Raw genomic sequence first — 19,267 nt, forward strand, 5'->3', positions numbered from 1 at the left:
TTGGTTTTAATTTAAAGTAATTTCATAAAAATCATTACAAATAGCCCTCCCACCATACATCTCTTTTTGGTTGATCAGACCTTCATTTAAAAATCTTCCCTGATTTTCAGTAGAGATTCCGAAACTAAAATAGGGTCTGTCTTGAAATTGTTCTTCAAGCAGCTTGACAATAAGATAGTCCAAAGCACCAATTTCCCTGCCCTTCTCAGAATTCGCGAGGTATTGTGTATGAAGGACTTTACCAAAGTCGAAAATTAAGGTACCACTCAGTAGCTCTTCATTTTCTGTAACTTCGTATAGTTTGATATTATTTGGGAATTTTTCTGCTAACTGTTGAATTTCCTGTAGACTGTGTACAGGTTTAGCTCCATGGTTTGATGCAAGGACATTTGTTAGAAGTGTCCAGTAATTTTCAAAATTTTTATTCTCTTTAATCTCAAGATTTAACTTGGAACATTTTTTATATCTTCTTGCAGGTGAATTCGCTAAAGGTAACCTATTTTGGATAGGTAACACCGAAGAGATATCTCGTCTGATAAGTTGTGCATTATTTAAAAATAAAGCATACAGGTCTTCCTGCGAAGGTTGCTCAAAGAAGATAGACGGAATTGCTTTATAAAGTAATTTGCTAAAACCACTATTCTTGTAGTAGTTGATTAAAAGTGTAAATATTTCTAAGACCTCAACAGTTTTAGTTTTTTCACTGATAACCAAAGATCCATAAGTTAATCCGGAGTGAGAAAAAATTTCCTTATCTATTTCATTCGCTGGAAAAGCAGCAATGATCTGATCTTTTTTAATGAAAATCAAAGAATGATCAGTAAAGCGGTCAGCATGATAATCCATATAATCCCTTTCAAAAAAGAATAATCCATTTTTGCTTTCCCTTATGAAAGTATCCCAAATGACTTTCTGGGTAACATGATATCGTGTTAGTTCTATATCCATTATAACTTTAAAGACATTTTTACGTTATCTTTTACGATCAACTCTATTCTGAATCCAAAATTTTCATAAGCTTTGATAGCTCTAATATTATCAGGAATAACATTTAGATAGACGTTTTCTAACTTGTGCTCTTCCTTTGCACTGCGCAATATTTCAGATAATATTTGTTTGCTTAGACCTTTCCCCCAAAATTGCTTTTCTCCGATATAACCAAAATACTCAGCATCTTTGTTGTTGAGGTCAATTTTTTTTAGACCTGCAACGCCAATAATTTGCTCACCAAAAGCAATACCTTTAATATCATAGTTTTTCATATCCTCAAGTTTGCTAAACCATATTTTCTGATCTTCTCTTGTAAAATCAGGTGTATTGGTAAGCTTTTTAATTTCAGGATCATTAAGCCAATTCCACGATTTATCCAGAATTTCTTCAGTATAATCTACCAGATGTAACACTTCAGATGGAGAAGGGTATGAGGTAAATTCTTCATAACTTCTAAAGTAGTCGGTTTCGTCGTAAAGTTCAGATGCTAAACAGAGTAATACCGCACTGTGTGAGAATTTAATATCCCGCCAGATTAATTTTGGGATATATATTCCTCTAGAAGGATTATCTAGTATAAATGTTTCTTTATTACCATTTTTATCTTCGATATTAAACTCTATTGTTCCTGATACAGCAAATATGATTTGCTTAAGATTTTTATGAGCATGACCTCCTCTCATCACATCTTGAGGAGTATAGTAAGTCCAATATACACGTTTGACATCAAAAGGCACGTTCTTTAAGCTCTCGGCTACTGTAATAAAGCCAAGAGAAGAATTACCAATTTTATCTAAATCAAAATATTGAACCTTGTCCATTACTGTTATTTTATATCATATTTAAAATCTGGTCTAATAATTCCCGGTAGAGAATTTATATTAGTACCACGTTTAACATTCTCAACTTCAAAACCTATAATTTCATTGGCTATATAAAGAGGGATTTTTTGATCTTCCCCGAAAATTAATTTGAAATAATAATTTCCTGCATTAAGAAGATTGGAAGGAATTTCAAATTCTACTATATATTCTTTTTTTCGGGAACTGTTGTTTGTTGCTACGAAGGCTCCCGTATGAAAAACTACAGCTTCTTCATAGGTTCTCAATTCGAATGTAGTATCCAGATTGATATTCTCTTTGAAATTATAAAATCTCAATCTTATTTTAATCCCAGATTCAATATCTAGAAATGGTCCTTGTATTGGTTTCGTAGAGAATTCCAATATCCTGATATTTTCATTTCCTAAAGCTGTCTCCAGAGAACCCTCATGGATATAACTACTTTGTCTTTCTGCATTTTTTTGATACTCTGTAATAGTTTGTAGAATATTTCCAGAATAATCCAGATGCCCCTGATTTAATAAAAGTCCACTTTTACAAAGTTCTTTTATAGCGGTCATATTATGGCTTACAAAAAGAATAGTTCTTCCTTCTCCTTTCGTAACATCACCCATCTTTCCAAGGCATTTTTTTTGAAAATCGGCATCTCCAACAGCTAGAACTTCATCTACGATAAGAATTTCTGATTCAAGATGGGCCGCAACGGCAAAGGCTAATCGCACATACATCCCCGAAGAATATCTTTTTACTGGGGTATCGATATATCTTTCAACACCAGAAAAATCTACTATTTCATCAAATTTGCGCTTGATTTCTTTACGCGTCATTCCTAAAATAGCACCATTTAGGAAAACATTTTCCCGGCCCGTCATTTCAGGATGAAATCCAGTTCCTACTTCCAATAATGATGCAATTCTTCCTTGCGTGTATATTTTGCCTGTGGTAGGTTTAGTTACTTTACTTAAAAGTTTTAATAAAGTAGATTTACCAGCTCCATTTCTGCCAATGATTCCAACAGCATCTCCCTGTTCTACTTCAAAGTCGATATCACGAAGTGACCATACATATTCAGAATCGCCTTTTGTCGTTCTGTCATTGGTGTCTCCAATTTTTAAATAGGGATCTTCTTTGCCTCTTACTCTATACCAGAATCTATTTAGATCATGAGTAAGAGTTCCTGTACCCACTTGTCCTAAGCGGTACTGTTTTGATATATTTTCAGCTTTTAAAGCCAGCATATTTTTTAATTTAAAGAATTAGACTTCTACTATAAATTCTAACAGTTTTTTACTGTTTTAATTATACAGTATCCATAAAAGTTTTTTCAACCCTGTTAAAAATAACAGTTCCTATCGCTAGAAGTACCAGGATTATGCCCGTACTGATTCCTAGCATGAGTGGAGAAAAATTTCCAACACCCAGCCATGCATATTTAAAGCATTCGAAAATACCTGTCAAAGGATTATAATAAGCCAGGCTTTTGAAACCTGCAGGAAGTGAAGATGTCGGATATATAACTGGGGTAGCATACATATATAAACTTACACCAAATCCAAGAAGCATATTCAAATCCTTATATTTTGTTGTGAGAGAAGAAAAAATCATTCCCACACCTAATGCAAAAAGCGCCATAAGAATAACCAGGAAGGGGGTAGCAAGTATCCAGATATTTGGATGTGCTTCTCCTTTTGCGAAATAATATCCCCATACCATTATAAATAGTATGAATTGTACACCAAACCTCATTAGGTTGGAAATTACAATTGATAAAGGAGTTACCAATCTTGGAAAATAAACTTTTCCAAAGATGCCTGCATTTCCGGCGAAGGTATAGGATGTACCCGTTAATGAAGTTGAAAAGTAGTTCCAAAGCGTAATTCCAGCCAGATAAAAAAGTAGAGGTGAAGCTCCGTCAGTTGGTAATTTGGCTATTCTTCCAAAAACAATTAAATAGGTAATTGTTGTAAAAATAGGATTGATAAAAAACCATATGGGTCCAAGCACGGTTTGTTTAAAGCTGGATACAAAGTCTCTCTTTACAAACATATAAATAAGATCCTTATATCTCCATACCTCTTTGAATTTTAAATCAAAGAGAGAATGATTAGCTTCAATTGTTTCTGTCCACTTTTGTTGTGGTTCAATCATTTGTGTTAAGTTTATGCAAATTTACAATAATTAATTTTCTCATAGTTCCAGATATTATGAATTGTTATTCATGTAAAAACCAAAAATAATAACTAATATATTGATATTTATTATTATAAACAAAAGCTGTAACCAATGAAGACAACAGCTTTATAAATTTCTATGGTAAAAATTATTTGTTTACAAGTTGAGTGAGATATTTTCCATACCCACTTTTCCCATATTTTAAAGCCGTGTTTAAAAGCTTCTCCTCGTCAATAAATTTATTTCTGAATGCAATTTCTTCAATACATCCAATTTTGAAGCCTTGTCTTTTTTCAATAACACTTACAAACTCTGAGGCATCATGAAGAGAGTCAAATGTTCCTGTGTCTAACCAGGCCGTTCCCCTGTCTAAAACACCAACTTCAAGTTTTCCTTTTTTAAGATAGACATTGTTTACATCTGTGATTTCGAGCTCGCCACGAGCTGAGGGTTGTATGTTTTTAGCGATCTCTACAACTTCATTGTCATAAAAATATAAACCAGGAACTGCATAATTTGATTTTGGATGAACAGGCTTTTCTTCTATAGATACAGCCTTGAAATCCTGATCAAATTCTACAACACCATATCTTTCGGGATCAGAAACATGGTAAGCAAAAACAACACCTCCATCAGGATTTGTTTTGTTTTTTAATAAAGTTCCCATTTCTGAGCCATAAAAAATGTTATCCCCAAGCACTAATGCTACAGGATCATTTCCAATAAAAGAATCTCCAAGGATAAATGCTTGTGCCAGACCATCGGGGCTTGGCTGGACCATGTACTCTATATTGCAGCCTATCTGAGAGCCGTCTCCTAAAAGTTTAATAAAGCCTTCCTGATCATGAGGGGTAGTAATGATAAGTATGTCTTTAATTCCGGCTAATAATAATGTTGAGAGGGGGTAATAAATCATTGGTTTGTCATAAACCGGCATCAACTGCTTACTTACGGCAATTGTAAGGGGATAAAGTCTTGTTCCGGAGCCTCCGGCAAGGATAATACCTTTCATCTGTTTGTATTTATAAATTAATTATATTGATTTTCGTAGTATTTCTGATAATCTCCGGAAGTTACATTCTCAAGCCATTCCTTGTTTTCAAGATACCAGTCAATAGTTTTTGATAATCCTTGTTCAAAAGTTACAGATGGTTCCCAGCCCAGATCCTTGTTCAGTTTTGTAGCATCAATAGCGTAACGTTTGTCATGTCCCGGTCTGTCTTTTACGAAAGTGATCAGCTTTTCGGAATAACCTTCTTGTTTTCCAAGTTTAGAATCCATCTGACTGATCAGTTCTTTTACCAAATCAATATTTTGCCATTCGTTAAAGCCTCCGATATTATAGGTTTCTCCCGTTTTAGCTTCATTGAAAATCTGATGAATAGCTCTTGCGTGATCAATTACAAATAACCAATCTCTTGTATATTTCCCATCTCCATAAATAGGCAATGGCTTTTCATTGATAATATTAAAAATACAAAGCGGAATTAACTTTTCTGGGAAATGATTTGGGCCATAATTATTTGAACAGTTAGAAACGATAAAAGGCATACCATAGGTATTTCCATATGCTCGTACTAAATGGTCAGACGCTGCTTTAGAAGCGGAATAAGGAGACTGCGGATCATAAGCTGTTGTCTCCAGAAAAAATCCTGTTTCGCCTAAACTTCCATATACTTCGTCAGTAGAAACATGATAGAATAAGTTTTGTCTGGGTTCGTTTGGAAATCTCCCATGAGTATGATCTGGATTTAAGGTCCAGAATTCTTTACATAGATTAAGAAGGTTGGCAGTACCATTAACGTTTGTATTGATAAATGCCATAGGGTCGGTAATACTTCTGTCTACATGGCTTTCAGCAGCTAAATGTATTACGGCATCCGGATTATATTTTTCAAAAACCGTTCTTAGTTCCTCAGGTTTTGTTATGTCTGCTTTTTCGAAAATATAATTGGGTTCGTTTTCGATATCTTTTAAATTTTCCAGATTTCCTGCGTAGGTAAGAGCATCAAGATTAATGATTGTTGTATTGGGATTATTTTTTACAAATTCTCTTACAACATGAGAGCCGATAAAACCTGCTCCTCCTGTGATGATTATATTTTTCATTTTAATATTTTGAAAAAAGTTAAAGGTTAAAGATAGTAAAAGTATTAAGATACATTTTACACCATCTATAATATAATGTATAGACTTGTTCTTTTTCTTAAATGTTAATGTTATAGCAGTAGCCTATATACTGGTAAAGAATAGCGTGTGTTATTTTTGAATTCATTAATTAAGTACCGTTTGTCTTCCTATACTTTTATAATAGAATCCATATTGCTTAGGGACTTCCAAGGGATACATATTTCTTCCATCGAAAATAACCTTGTTTTTCATCTTCTCTGCCATAAGTTCAAAATTTGGATTTTTGAATTCCGGCCATTCTGTTGCAATAAATAATGCATCTGCTTCTTCTAAAGCTTCATACATTGTTTTTGCATATTGAATTTGATTCCCAATGATCTTTTGAACATTATTTTCTGCGACAAGATCATAGGCAACTATCTCGGCTCCCTTTTTCAATAAAAGATCTATATTATCTAAAGAAGATGCTTCGCGGATGTCATCTGTATTTGCCTTAAAGGCTAATCCCCATACTGCTATTTTTTTTCCTTTAAGGTTTCCGTCAAAGTATTTTTCAATTTCCGAAACCAAAATTACTTTTTGAGCAATGTTTACATTTTCGGTTGCTTCTAAAATTTGAAAATTAAAATCTTCTTGCTTTCCGGATTTTATTAAAGCTTTCACATCTTTAGGAAAACAACTTCCCCCATATCCGATTCCAGGAAATAAAAAGCGGTGTCCAATTCTATCATCACTTCCCATTCCCAGTCTCACTTTATCTACATCAGCACCTACTTTTTCACAGTAATTGGCGATCTCATTCATAAAAGTAATTTTTACCGCTAAGAAAGAATTTGAGGCATACTTGGTAAGTTCAGATGATTTTTCATCCATGAAAATAATTGGAATCCCAGTATTGGTAAATGGTTGGTAAATTTTAGACATGATATTCTTTGCTCTGTCAGAACTTGATCCTACCACTACTCTCGCAGGATTCATTGAGTCTTCTACAGCAAAACCTTCTCTCAGAAATTCTGGATTAGAGACAACGTCAAAAGAAATGTCTGTTTTTGAAGAAATCACTTCTCTTACTTTATCTGCAGTTCCTACAGGAACCGTACTTTTATTAACGATGACTTTATATTCTGCCATCATTTCTCCAATGTCATTAGCCACACCAAGTACATAGGACAGATCCGCTGAACCATCTTCTCCCGGAGGGGTAGGGAGTGCGAGGTATACAACTTCACTTTTGTCTAACGCTTCCTTTAAATCGGTGGTGAAAAATAATCTTTGGGATTGAATGTTTCTGTGGAACATTTCTTCAAGGTTCGGCTCATAAATGGGAACAATGCCGTTTTTCATACCTTCTACTTTCTTTTCATCAATATCAACACAGTATACTGAATTGCCAAGTTCTGCAAGGGTAGTTCCTGTAACTAATCCTACATAACCCGTTCCTACAATTGTTATATTCAAAATGTATGTTTTTAAAATTCAGGACAAAAATAATAAAAATACTTTCAACACCTCTTTAAATTTAATGTTAATAGATCCTATGGTTATTTATCTGATAATAAGATGATTTTGCTTTTTTAGAAAAAAAATATTATATTTGCAGAGGATTTACGGAAAAAAATGGGAAGGCTTCGGAAGAAAGCCTTTTTTCGTACTGTAGATCAAGCATAAAATTTATGGAGTTTAGAAAGAAAATTGAAGAATTATTAAATGGATTCCTCGAGACCAGAAAAGATTTATTTCTTACTGATTTAAAGATTTCTGCGGGGGATGATATTACGGTGATTTTAGATGGTGATAATGGAGTTTCTTTGCAGGACTGTCTTGATGCAAGTCGTGCAATAGAGTTCAATATGGATCGCGAAGAGCATGATTTTAGCCTTCAGGTAATGTCTGCTGGATTAAGTGAGCCAATGTCAACTCCAAGGCAGTTTAACAAAAATATAGGAAGAGAGATTGAGATTTTACTTGAAGATTCTTCTAAAATTGAGGGTGAATTGTCAAAAGTGGATGAAGAGAAAATCACACTTGTTTTGCGTTACCGTAAACCAAAAGATATTGGAAAAGGTAAGGTAGATGTGGAAGAGGAAAAGGAAATTCCTTACTCTGAGATTAAAAAGGCATTAGTAGTAATTAAATTTTAAAAAGAAAAAAGAATAAATGGATAATATAGCGTTGATTGAATCCTTTGGTGATTTTAAAGACGAAAAAGGGATCAGTAAGATTGATCTTATGGCAATTATTGAAGATTCACTGAAAACTCTTTTAAGAAAGAGATTTGATTCAGATGATCATTTTGATGTAATTGTAAACCCCGATAAAGGAGATTTTCAGATATTTTTAAATAAAACAATTGTTGAGGATGAAATGTCGGAAGATGATGATTTGGAAATTGAGATTTCTGAAGCAAAAAAAATCGACCCGACTTTTGAAGTAGGTGAAGATTTCACGATGGAAATTCCTGTTGCACAATTAGGAAGAAGGAATATTTTAACTTTAAAGCAAATTTTAGCTACAAAACTGCAGGAGCACAATAATGCAATGTTGTATGAGCAGTTCAGAGATAGAATTGGAGAGATTGTAGTTGGAGAGATTCACCATATTCGTCACAAACATGTAATTTTGTTGGATGATGAGGGAAATGAATTTATTTTACCAAAAGAAAATCAGATTCCTTCAGACTTCTTTAAAAAAGGTGAAAATATCAGAGCTATTGTTGAATCAGTAGATTTTAAAGGATCTAAGCCGCAGATCATTATTTCAAGAACTGCACCTAAGTTTCTTGAAAAACTATTGGAGCTTGAAATTCCTGAGATCCAAGATGGAACGATCATGCTGAAAAAAGTAGTAAGGATTCCTGGAGAAAAGGCAAAAATTGCAGTAGATGCTTATGATGATAGAATTGATCCGGTTGGTGCTTGTGTGGGTGTTAAAGGATCCAGAATTCATGGAGTTGTAAGAGAGTTGAAAAATGAGAATATAGATGTTATTCAGTGGTCTAAGAATCCTGAAATTTTAGTGAAAAGAGCATTAGGAAATGTTACTATCAATAAAATTGACATCAATGAGAACAGTAGCTATGCATTAGTTTATACCCCTGTAGAAGAAATTTCTAAGGTAATCGGAAAACAAGGTCAGAATATCAGATTGGCTTCTTGGTTGACAGGATATGAAATTGATGTATATAGAGAGTCTAGCGAGGATGACGATGTTGATTTGAGAGAATTTAATGACGATATCGAGCAGTGGATTTTGGATGAATTTAAGAAAGTAGGTCTTACTACTGCGAAATCGGTATTAGATAAAGATACTGAGAGTCTTTTAAATATGGTTGACTTGGAAGAGGAAACTATTGAAGATGTAAAACGCATTCTGAGAGAAGAATTTGAAGATTAAGATTTTTGAATAAATTTTAACAAAAAGTAAAAAAGAAATACTTTAATTTTAAGAATTAAAAAAATAGTAAATAATATAAATGCCAAAAATAAGATTAAATAAAGCGGTTAAGGAATTCAACATTTCGATGTCCAGATTAGTAGAGTTTTTACAGTCAAAGGATTTCGAGGTTGAAAACAATCCTAACGCTCAATTAGAAGAAGCGGCATATTCTGCATTGGAGGCTGAGTTTGCCAAGGATGGCGAACAACGTAAAGCTTCCCATGAGGTGGTGATCATTAAGGTTCCAGAAGAAAAACTGGAAATTGAAGAAAAGAAAACCCCTGAAGTAATAAGAGCTAAAGCTAATAAACCAGAAACTAAGATTTTAGGTAAAATAGATTTGGATTCTAAAAAACCTGAAGTTGAAGAAACTTCTGATGCTCCTGTTATTCCTGTGGCTCCTGTTGAAGAGAAGAAGGAAGAGGTAGTGCCAGAACCGGAAGCTGAAGTTAAAGCAGCTCCCGAAAAACAGGAATTTAAAGTTCTGGATAAAATTGATTTATCTCAAATAGAAACCAGAAACAGACCTGTTAAAAAAGATAAACCAAAAGTGGAGGAGAAAAAAGCTGAAGAAAAACCAATTGAAGTTGTGAAAGAAACTCCGAAACCAGTTGTTGAAACTGAAAATAAACCAATTGCTGAGGTGAAAGAAGAGCCTAAAAAAAATGATGAGCAGCCTCAAGAGCCTCAGAAAATTGAAACAGTTTATCAAAAATTAGACGGTCCTAAAATTGTTGGTGAGAAAATTGACTTAACTCAATTTGCTCCAAAGCCAAATTCAGGGGCGAAAAAGAAAAGAAAAAGAATAGAAAAACCTGGTGGTCCTAATCAACAGAATACAGGAAACAACCAACAAGGTGGTGGTAATAACAATAGCCAGGGAGGCGGTCAGAATCGTCCCCAAGGTCAAGGTGGGCCTGGTGGTAACCGTCCTCAAGGACAAGGTGGGCCAGGTGGAAACCGTCCTTATAATAATAACAATCAGGGAAGTCGTCCTCCAGGTCAAGGAGGAGGGTTCAAAAAAGGTCCGGGTGGAAACAATAACAACAGACCTGGGCAGAGAACTATGCCTGTTGAATTAACTGATGAACAAGTTAAGAACCAGATTAAAGAAACCCTTGAGAAATTAACAAATAAAGGAGGTAAATCTAAGTCTGCTAAGCATAGAAAAGATAAGAGAACTTACCGTAGAGAACAAGATGAACGTCAGCAGGAAATTGATGCTCAAGACAGAACATTAAAAGTTACTGAGTTTATTACAGTAGGTGAATTAGCTAGTTTAATGAATGTTTCACCAACGGAAGTTATTTCTGCTTGTTTCTCATTAGGAGTTATGGTAACAATGAACCAAAGACTTGAAGCTGATACGTTGTTATTAGTTGCAGATGAATTTGGTTATAAAATTGAATTCTCAGATGCAGACCTGGAAGAGGTAGAGTCTGAAGAGGATATGGATACAGAGGAGGATCTTTCTCCGAGAGCACCAATTGTAACGGTAATGGGACACGTTGACCACGGTAAAACGTCCCTACTTGACTACATCAGAAAAACAAATGTTATTGCTGGTGAGTCAGGAGGTATTACACAGCATATTGGAGCCTATAACGTGAAACTGGAAAATGGACAAAGAATAACATTCTTAGATACACCGGGTCACGAAGCATTTACTGCAATGAGAGCCAGAGGTGCTCAGATCACGGATATTGCAATTATTGTAATTGCAGCAGATGATGATGTAATGCCTCAAACCAGAGAAGCTATTTCTCACGCACAGGCTGCAGGTGTACCAATGATTATTGCATTGAATAAAGTTGACAGACCATCTGCAAATCCTGATAATATTCGTCAGCAACTTTCTGGTATGAATATTTTAGTTGAAGAATGGGGTGGAAATGTTCAGGCACAGGAAATTTCAGCAAAGTTTGGTAATAACATGGATGTTCTATTAGAGAAGGTATTACTTCAGGCAGAAATGCTTGATCTAAAAGCTAATCCAGATAGAAATGCTCAAGGTGTTGTTATTGAAGCTTCACTAGATAAAGGAAGAGGGTATGTTGCTACCATGCTTGTACAAACAGGAACTTTAAAAGTTGGTGACTATGTACTGGCAGGTAAAAACCATGGTAAGGTAAAAGCAATGCTTGACGAAAGGGGTAGAAATCTTACGGAAGCAGGTCCATCAATTCCGGTTACTATTTTAGGTTTAGATGGAGCTCCTACTGCAGGTGATAAGTTTAAAGTATATGAAGATGAAGGAGAAGCTAAAACGATCGCTAATAAGAGAGAGCAGCTTCAGAGAGAACTTTCAATAAGAACTAAGAAGCACACTACGCTTGAAGAACTTGGAAGAAGAATTGCACTGGGTGAATTCAAAGAATTGAACATCATCTTAAAAGGTGACGTGGATGGTTCTGTTGAAGCACTTTCAGATCAGTTACAAAGACTTTCTACTGAAGAAATCAGTGTAAATATCTTGCATAAAGGGGTTGGTCAGATCACTGAATCTGATGTGAACCTTGCTACCGCATCAGATGCTATCATCATTGGATTTAATGTTAGAGCTGGTGGTAATGCTAAAGAATTAGCAGATAAAGAAGAGATTGAGATCAGAACATACTCTGTGATCTATGCTGCTATTGATGAGGTTAAAGAAGCAATGGAAGGTATGCTTTCTCCAGAAATTAAAGAACAGGTAATTGGTAATGTTGAGATCAGAGAAGTATTTAAGATTTCGAAGGTTGGAACAATTGCAGGATGTATGGTTCTTTCAGGAAAAGTTACAAGAAGTGGAAAAGTAAGAGTTTTAAGAGATGGTATCGTTAAATTCGACGGTGAACTGGAAAGCTTAAAACGTTTTAAAGATGATGTAAGAGAAGTAACGAAAGGATACGAATGTGGATTGAACTTAAAAGGTTACAATGACATTGAAATTGGTGATATTCTTGAAGTTTATGAAGAAGTTGCCGTTAAGAAAAAGTTGAAATAATTCACTATTTATAGAAAAAAAGACCACTTTACTCAAAGTGGTCTTTTTTGTTTTCAAAAATATAATTTATAATTATTCTAAATAATATTTTTTAAGATGATAAAAATTTGTTAAAAATATTTTGAAAAGTAAAATATTTGTTTTATAAAAAAGACAAATGTTATTTTTTGTTAAATTCAAGTGGTTTTGACATATTATTAATCGTAATTGAAAGTAAACGGGATATTTACCACGACCTTCAAAACTTGTAAGTGTTAATATTTATTAACATATTTGCTCCCTTAATATATTAAAATTTGTTAATATGAATGTGAAATTACGTGTACTAAGTGCTGGGGTGCTGTTCTTTTTTGGACAGGTAGCTTTTGCACAAACAACAAAGGGAGATACTATTCCTAAAGAAAAGCAAATCGAGGAGGTCATAATTACTGGGTCCTATGGGATAAAAGTAACTCCTGAACAATCTTCGGGTTCGCTTGTAAAAGTATCAGGGGATATCCTAGACAAACCTTCAGCTATTTCTATTGATAATGTTTTGCAAGGGACTGTAGCAGGACTAATGTCAACTGCAAGTTCAGGACAACCAGGAGCGTCAACTATTACCTTAATTAGAGGTATATCCTCATTGACGTCTGGAAATGATCCTCTATATATTGTAGATGGAGTGCCAATTCAGTCGGGTGATATTTCTGGAGCCTTGACAACGCAAAATGCTTTATCGTTAATTAACCCTGCTGATATTCAGGATGTACAGGTCTTAAAAGATGGTGTTGCTACTGCAATTTATGGATCAAGAGGAGCAAATGGAGTAATTGTAATTACAACTAAATCTGGTAAAAAGGGTAAGTCTAGCTTACAATTTGTTAGTGAAATCGGGGCCTCAGATATAGCATTTGATAAATTGAAAATGTTAAATGCTCAAGAAAATGTAAATTATTTAGGGCAGGCTCTATATAACAAATATCCATCTACATCACCGGATGGATATGCAAATCTACAAGAGGCGATAGATGATGCTAGAGTCAATATTCTTAAGTGGGATGGCAAAACTGATACCGATTGGCGAAAATTGACAAGAAGAAATTCTCCGATTACAAATAGATATAACCTTAGTTATTCAGGAGGTTTTAAAGATTTTACATTATATGCTTCATTAGGATACCTAAAGCAAGAAGGATTATCATATGATGCGGCGTTTGATAGATATACAGGTGCAATTAAAGCTAATTGGAGAGCAAGTGACAAACTAAATATAACTTTTGGGGCGAATTTATCAAGGACTGTACAAACAGGGCCATCAGATGCGTCATCATATTCAAACCCTATCTTCTCAGGAACATTGCTTTCACCTACACAAAGTCCTTATTTAAGTGATGGTAGCTATAATTTGAATTTGGTTTATTTAAACCCACAATTCAACCCTCTGGCATTAACAGGAACAAATATTACAAAAGGGACTTTCGATAAGGTGCTTACCTCAATAAATGTTGACTATAAAATCTTACCTTATTTAACTTTTAACTCAAATTTTGGTATAGATAACACTTCCGGAAATGAATTTACATATTGGAACCCTGATTTTGGAGATGGTTATGCACCTTCAAATACGAATGGTAATGGATTGTACTCTAAAAGTCTTAGAAACTTTTTTACATGGAACTGGTATAATTTCTTGAATTTTAATAAGACATTTGCTGAGAAACATGATGTTTCAGCTTCTATTGGTATGGAAGCTACAAGAAGAACGTTGGAATATAATTCATATACAAAAAGAGGTTTTCCAGCAGGTACAAGAATCAAATACGCAGATGCGGCTGCTAATGTTACTGCAGCTACGGGAAGAACAGATGCATGGACTCTGGTAGGATATATCGCAAGAGCATCTTATACCTATAATAAATTTGCAACGATAACGGGTTCTGCAAGAAGAGATGATTATTCAGGATATACTAAAGCGGGTAACTTCTTTGGTGTTGGTGTGAGCTTTGATTTAGGAAGGATGAATTTCTTACCATCTTACATTAATACTTTAAAACTTAGAGCAAGTTATGGAGAAAATGGTAACCAAGCAGCGGGTCCTTATGATAAGTACCCACAATATTCTTTATCAAGTAACTATCTTCAAACCAACGCAGGATTTATTCAGACTCCGGGAGCACCGGAAGGTCTACTATGGGAGAAATCTAATAAAAGAAATATAGGATTAGATTTTTCGTTAGGTCAAAAAGGAAACCTTTATGGAACTTTTGATGTTTATTCAAATATAAACTCAGATCAGGTATATAATGTTCCAATTTCTCCATCAACAGGATTTGGTTCCATTATTAAAAATCAAGCAGAAGTTAAATCGAATGGTTTTGAAGTTTTACTAGGTTATAGAACAGGCGGTGAGTTATTTAGCTGGGATATTAAAGGGAATTATTCTTACAATGATTCCAAAGTTACTTATATAAAAGGCGATCCTACTCCTACAGCTATTGATGGATTAAAGGCATTCTTCCCTGGTCACAATCCTTCTGAATTCTACACAAGATTATGGGCCGGAGTTGATCCATCTAATGGAGATCCACTATGGTATACAGATGAATCAAGAACTACTACAACGAATGATGTAAATAAAGCTAACCTATCTTTTACAGGTAAAAAGGCTTTACCTACACATATTGCGAGCTTGATTAATGAGTTTACTTATAAAGGGTTTAAATTGTCATTTATGATAAATTATCAAGGAGATTACTCTGTATGGGACAGATGGGGTTTTGTGTATGAATCAGACGGAGCATATCCTACTGTAAATACAACTACTGCAGCATTTTATGACTCTTGGACTCCCAACAATACAAATGCTTCAAGACCTAAACAAATGTTTAATGGGAATAAAAGCTCAAATGCAAACTCTACAAGATATTTATACAAAGGAGATCATATTAGATTGAGAAATGTAGAATTAGGATATAAATTTAAAGGTTCTATGCTTAATGTAAATGGGATTAATGGAATATATGCATACGTAAGAGGAGTTAATTTATATACTTATGCATTTGATAAAAACCTTCGTTTTGATCCTGAAGCAAACTCTAATGCGTTTAATTACACCGTATCTAACTTAGGAGTTTATGATATGACGCAACCAAATATGAGACAGTTTATTTTTGGGGTACAGGTTGATTTCTAATTATTTAAATTCTAAAAAAATGAAAAAAATAAAAGTTTTATTAATAATATTAACGGGAGTAATTGTAAGCTCTTGTCAAGGTGATTTTACTGAAGAATTGCCACCTATTACACTTCCTCTTGATCAGGCAATTACTAACGAGAAAGTATTAAATACAGCTGTTAATGGTCTGTATGGATACTATCAAACGAACAGTGATGGATCATTAAACTCATACGGAGCTTTATTACCTACTTTGCAAGAATTACTTGGGGATAATGCTTTTGTTGCTATTGTAAATTCTAACAGATTTTCAACCACAAGAGATAGTAATCTTACATTTTATACTAGAAACAATGGGGATATAGCTACTTTATGGGCTACTCTTTATAAGATCATTGCAAATGCTAATTTTGTTCTTGGATATGAAGGTAAAATAAGTGATGACCTGACTACTCCAGGTACACCTGAAAATTTGTTTGGTCAGGCTCATGCTATAAGAGCAATGGCCTATTCAACACTAGTCGCTTTATACAGCGATAATTTTAATGGCTCAAATCCAGATGTGGGAGTTCCACTTCCATTAGAGTTTAAGCCAGGAACAAATTTACCAAGAGCTAGTGTGAAACAAGTTTATGATCAAATTTTTTCTGATTTAACAAAGGCTAAATCATTAGTAGGGACAACAAACGGTAATAAAAAGCTTAATTCAACTGCAATAGATTTGTTATTTTCAAGATATTATCTTGCGATTAAAAATTATGGACAGGCTAACACTTATGCTCAAAGTGTTCTAGATAATTCTACAAGTACATTATTACCTTCTTCTGGGGTTGCTAATTATTTTTCAGCTGCAGGGGAAACAAACCCTGAAACAATCTTTCAAGTGGATTATAACTCTTTGGATTTGCCAGGAGATAATGATGGTATTACTGCAACCTGGTCTTCAACAGGTCGTTATAAGCAAAATTTCGCAACTCAAACATTTTTCAGTAAATTAGGAGCTAATGACGTAAGAAGAGGGACGTGGTATAGAAATACAGGTTATGTTCAAACCTTAACAGATAATCCGAAACCTATTGATGTGATGAAATATACTACAACAGATAGAGATATTGTAGTGTTAAGGAAAACTGAAGCAGTATTCAATCAATTAGAAGCTTTATATTATACAAATCCTGTAGAAGCTCTTACAAAGCTAAATGCTTGGGTGAAAACATATAGAGATACTGATTATGTTTATGCTGGAACTGGTACAGATTTGTTAAAAGAAATTCTGATGCAAAAGAATCTTGAGATGTTCTTAGAAGGTTTTAGATATAGTGATTTGAAAAGAAATGGCATTTCTTTCAAAAATCCACAGACACAAGTTGAACTTACACCAGCTAAAGTTCAGTTTAAGGCTTTTCCAATAACACAATCGGAGCTTAATACAAATACTCTTATTCAGCAGTATCCCGGTTATTAATTAAACAATAACCCATATAATATGAAACCCTGCTCCAAGCAGGGTTTTTTATTTCCTTTTATTTCTTACTTTTGCTGTACAAAATGTAATATAAAAACCGCTATGGTTCTGTATCACTTTTGAACCAATAAATTAACATATGAAATACCTATTTTTTATAATTATCTTCTTTAGTGGTCTCTCTAATGCACAGGTAGTTAATAAAACAGATTCTAATAGGCTTGAAAAAAAACTGGCAGATACTCTGGTTATTGATTCAGGAAAGAAGGATTCTTTAAAAATATTTAAACCTACTATCAATGATTATCTGTATCAGACCCAATTTTCTGAAAAGAAAATATTTGATACAGTAATGACCTATGATAAAACCTATATCTTTTCACAATATAATAACAAAGATAACTTTGGGAGGGTTCAGTTTCCCAATGTAGGATCTGGATTTAATCCTCTTTCTTATGAGGTAAATGCAGAACAAAATTTATCATTATTACCTTCCAATAAATCATATGGGATTATAGGAATTAGTGATGTTAAATATTATGATGTAAAAACGCCAACGGCCACTTTTATATATCATAATTCAATAAAGAATGGGGCTATTTTGAAATCTACATATACTCAAAATATTGGGAAGCGTTTTAATTTTGCCTTGGAATATATGGGACTTCGGTCGCAAGGTCTTTATAGAAATTCGTTAGCAGCCAATAATAACACTTTGTTCTCGGGACATTACATTAGTAAAAGTGGGAACTATGAATTGTTTGCTCATTACCTACATCAAAATGTGAATAACCAGGAGAATGGAGGGATTGTTGCGGACGATCTTTTTCAAAGTGGAAATAGTGATTTTCGAAACAGGCTCAATGCTGAAGTAAATCTGGCTTCTTCAAGTTCGCAGTTTGGCTATAGGAGATATTACTTAAGTCATCAGTTTACACCTTTTAATTCTGAAAAATTTCCTTTTAGGATAAGACATACTATTTTTAATCAGGGAAATAAATACTATTACACAGAAGGGGCTCTAGAAGGATATTGGTACGATGCTCCATCAGAAATTGTCAGCGGCTTTCCTCTTTCTACCAAGAAATATTCAAATAATCTAAGCAATACGGTGAGTTTGGTTTGGGATAATGAAAAATTTAAGCTAGATGCTGGAGTACGTTATCAAATGCTGAAATTTGGTGCAACGCAGACTACCTTGCCGCTTTCACAAATTCCTAACGAAATTAAAGAAAGCAGAATTGGGGCTGTAGGAAATCTTCAGGTGAAACTTTTAGATAAAATACAATTAAATTCATTTGTAGAATTTTCAAATGGCAGTCAATTCGGGACTTATCTAAAAACAACAAATAATATAAAATTTGAACCTATTAAAGATTACTTTGTAAATGCTAAAGTAAATTTCCAGAGCACCTATCCTACATTCAATTATCTTTTAAACACTTCAGTATATAATAAATTCAATTATGTTCTGCAGGATGTGAAAAATCAGTCAATAACTGAGATTGGAGGAAATATCAATCTTAAATGGTTTAAAACAGAATTGTTCGTTAACTATTTTAGAATTGATAACTACACCTATCTTGATGCAGCGTCAATGCCAAAGCAAAGTCAAAGTTCATTGAATATCTCTCAGATCGGAGGAGATGCAACATTCAGTTTTGGTAAGTATCATTTAAATACAAGAGTGCAATTTCAGAATGCATTGACAAATAAAGAATTATATCCGATGCCTGGGTTTATAGGAAGAGTTAATTTTTTCTATCAGGCAAAAGCATTTAAAAATGCTGCTGAAATACAGGCTGGTTTGAAAGTTTATTATTTCTCGAAGTTTGCTTCAAGAGAATATTTTCCAATACTTAATGAATACATTTTACCAAGAGCTGATTCATTTTCAATTGGAGGGCAGCCCATTGCCGATATTTACATTAATATGAAAGTGAAAAAAATGTTCTTCTTTGTTGAAGGACAGCAAATTGGCACTCTTATATCATCTAATAAAGCCTATGCATTTCCACATTATCCGGTTTATGACTTCAGATTGAACCTTGGAATTGTTTGGTATTTGTTCAACTAAAAAGCTAAATTAC

General features: G+C 34.0%; 13 protein-coding genes. 6 read left to right on the plus strand and 7 right to left on the minus strand.

Annotated elements, in window-relative coordinates:
- Positions 1 to 6: 6 nt before the first annotated feature.
- The 7 genes from J7E44_RS13700 to J7E44_RS13730 all read right to left on the minus strand — a co-directional run bounded on the left by J7E44_RS13700 (position 7) and on the right by J7E44_RS13730 (position 7,592).
- Entirely contained in the window at positions 7 to 948 is a 942-nt protein-coding gene (locus J7E44_RS13700) for a GNAT family N-acetyltransferase (protein ID WP_214830764.1), read from the minus strand.
- Positions 948 to 1,811 carry a GNAT family N-acetyltransferase gene (locus J7E44_RS13705; protein WP_214830767.1) on the minus strand — a complete coding sequence of 288 codons (864 nt, stop codon included), beginning with the start codon at positions 1,809 to 1,811 and terminating at the stop codon, positions 948 to 950. The genes J7E44_RS13700 and J7E44_RS13705 overlap by 1 nt, the downstream gene beginning before the upstream one ends.
- Before the next feature lie 5 nt (positions 1,812 to 1,816).
- Entirely contained in the window at positions 1,817 to 3,070 is a 1,254-nt protein-coding gene (locus tag J7E44_RS13710; protein WP_214830769.1) for an ABC transporter ATP-binding protein, read from the minus strand.
- 61 nt (positions 3,071 to 3,131) lie between these two features.
- A complete protein-coding gene (locus J7E44_RS13715; protein ID WP_214830771.1) occupies positions 3,132 to 3,980 on the minus strand; it encodes an ABC transporter permease in 849 nt (282 codons plus the stop codon).
- Positions 3,981 to 4,152: 172 nt separating this feature from the next.
- Entirely contained in the window at positions 4,153 to 5,016 is an 864-nt protein-coding gene (gene rfbA / locus J7E44_RS13720) for a glucose-1-phosphate thymidylyltransferase RfbA (RefSeq protein WP_214830772.1), read from the minus strand.
- 17 nt (positions 5,017 to 5,033) lie between these two features.
- Positions 5,034 to 6,113 carry a dTDP-glucose 4,6-dehydratase gene (gene rfbB / locus J7E44_RS13725; protein ID WP_214830775.1) on the minus strand — a complete coding sequence of 360 codons (1,080 nt, stop codon included), beginning with the start codon at positions 6,111 to 6,113 and terminating at the stop codon, positions 5,034 to 5,036.
- A 165-nt stretch (positions 6,114 to 6,278) separates the two neighbouring features.
- Positions 6,279 to 7,592 carry a UDP-glucose dehydrogenase family protein gene (locus J7E44_RS13730; protein ID WP_214830777.1) on the minus strand — a complete coding sequence of 438 codons (1,314 nt, stop codon included), beginning with the start codon at positions 7,590 to 7,592 and terminating at the stop codon, positions 6,279 to 6,281.
- Positions 7,593 to 7,807: 215 nt separating this feature from the next.
- On the opposite strand from J7E44_RS13730, the gene rimP reads away from it, so the two are divergent.
- From rimP to J7E44_RS13760, 6 genes are all read left to right on the plus strand, one after another.
- A complete protein-coding gene (gene rimP / locus J7E44_RS13735) occupies positions 7,808 to 8,275 on the plus strand; it encodes a ribosome assembly cofactor RimP (RefSeq protein ID WP_214830779.1) in 468 nt (155 codons plus the stop codon).
- A 16-nt stretch (positions 8,276 to 8,291) separates the two neighbouring features.
- Positions 8,292 to 9,527, plus strand: a complete 1,236-nt coding sequence (nusA, locus tag J7E44_RS13740; RefSeq protein ID WP_172282359.1) for a transcription termination factor NusA — start codon at positions 8,292 to 8,294, stop codon at positions 9,525 to 9,527.
- A 79-nt stretch (positions 9,528 to 9,606) separates the two neighbouring features.
- Complete coding sequence (gene infB, locus J7E44_RS13745) at positions 9,607 to 12,555, plus strand: translation initiation factor IF-2 (protein ID WP_214830781.1); 2,949 nt, start codon at positions 9,607 to 9,609, stop codon at positions 12,553 to 12,555.
- 304 nt (positions 12,556 to 12,859) lie between these two features.
- Positions 12,860 to 15,730: a SusC/RagA family TonB-linked outer membrane protein gene (locus J7E44_RS13750; protein WP_214830783.1), complete on the plus strand. Its 2,871-nt coding sequence runs from the start codon at positions 12,860 to 12,862 to the stop codon at positions 15,728 to 15,730.
- 19 nt (positions 15,731 to 15,749) lie between these two features.
- Positions 15,750 to 17,177, plus strand: a complete 1,428-nt coding sequence (locus tag J7E44_RS13755; RefSeq protein ID WP_214830785.1) for a RagB/SusD family nutrient uptake outer membrane protein — start codon at positions 15,750 to 15,752, stop codon at positions 17,175 to 17,177.
- 139 nt (positions 17,178 to 17,316) lie between these two features.
- A complete protein-coding gene (locus J7E44_RS13760; protein WP_214830787.1) occupies positions 17,317 to 19,254 on the plus strand; it encodes a putative porin in 1,938 nt (645 codons plus the stop codon).
- Positions 19,255 to 19,267: the final 13 nt, after the last annotated feature.

The organism is Chryseobacterium sp. ISL-6 (genome assembly GCF_018613715.1).
GTDB classification, from domain to species: Bacteria; Bacteroidota; Bacteroidia; order Flavobacteriales; family Weeksellaceae; genus Chryseobacterium; species Chryseobacterium paludis.

Bases quoted from the DNA above. Each gene is read 5' to 3' on its own strand.
- J7E44_RS13700 (WP_214830764.1), bottom strand. From the start codon at position 948: ATGGATATAGAACTAACACGATATCATGTTACCCAGAAAGTCATTTGG.
- J7E44_RS13705 (WP_214830767.1), bottom strand. From the start codon at position 1,811: ATGGACAAGGTTCAATATTTTGATTTAGATAAAATTGGTAATTCTTCT.
- J7E44_RS13710 (WP_214830769.1), bottom strand. From the start codon at position 3,070: ATGCTGGCTTTAAAAGCTGAAAATATATCAAAACAGTACCGCTTAGGA.
- J7E44_RS13715 (WP_214830771.1), bottom strand. From the start codon at position 3,980: ATGATTGAACCACAACAAAAGTGGACAGAAACAATTGAAGCTAATCAT.
- rfbA (WP_214830772.1), bottom strand. From the start codon at position 5,016: ATGAAAGGTATTATCCTTGCCGGAGGCTCCGGAACAAGACTTTATCCC.
- rfbB (WP_214830775.1), bottom strand. From the start codon at position 6,113: ATGAAAAATATAATCATCACAGGAGGAGCAGGTTTTATCGGCTCTCAT.
- rimP (WP_214830779.1), top strand. From the start codon at position 7,808: ATGGAGTTTAGAAAGAAAATTGAAGAATTATTAAATGGATTCCTCGAG.
- nusA (WP_172282359.1), top strand. From the start codon at position 8,292: ATGGATAATATAGCGTTGATTGAATCCTTTGGTGATTTTAAAGACGAA.
- infB (WP_214830781.1), top strand. From the start codon at position 9,607: ATGCCAAAAATAAGATTAAATAAAGCGGTTAAGGAATTCAACATTTCG.
- J7E44_RS13750 (WP_214830783.1), top strand. From the start codon at position 12,860: ATGAATGTGAAATTACGTGTACTAAGTGCTGGGGTGCTGTTCTTTTTT.
- J7E44_RS13755 (WP_214830785.1), top strand. From the start codon at position 15,750: ATGAAAAAAATAAAAGTTTTATTAATAATATTAACGGGAGTAATTGTA.
- J7E44_RS13760 (WP_214830787.1), top strand. From the start codon at position 17,317: ATGAAATACCTATTTTTTATAATTATCTTCTTTAGTGGTCTCTCTAAT.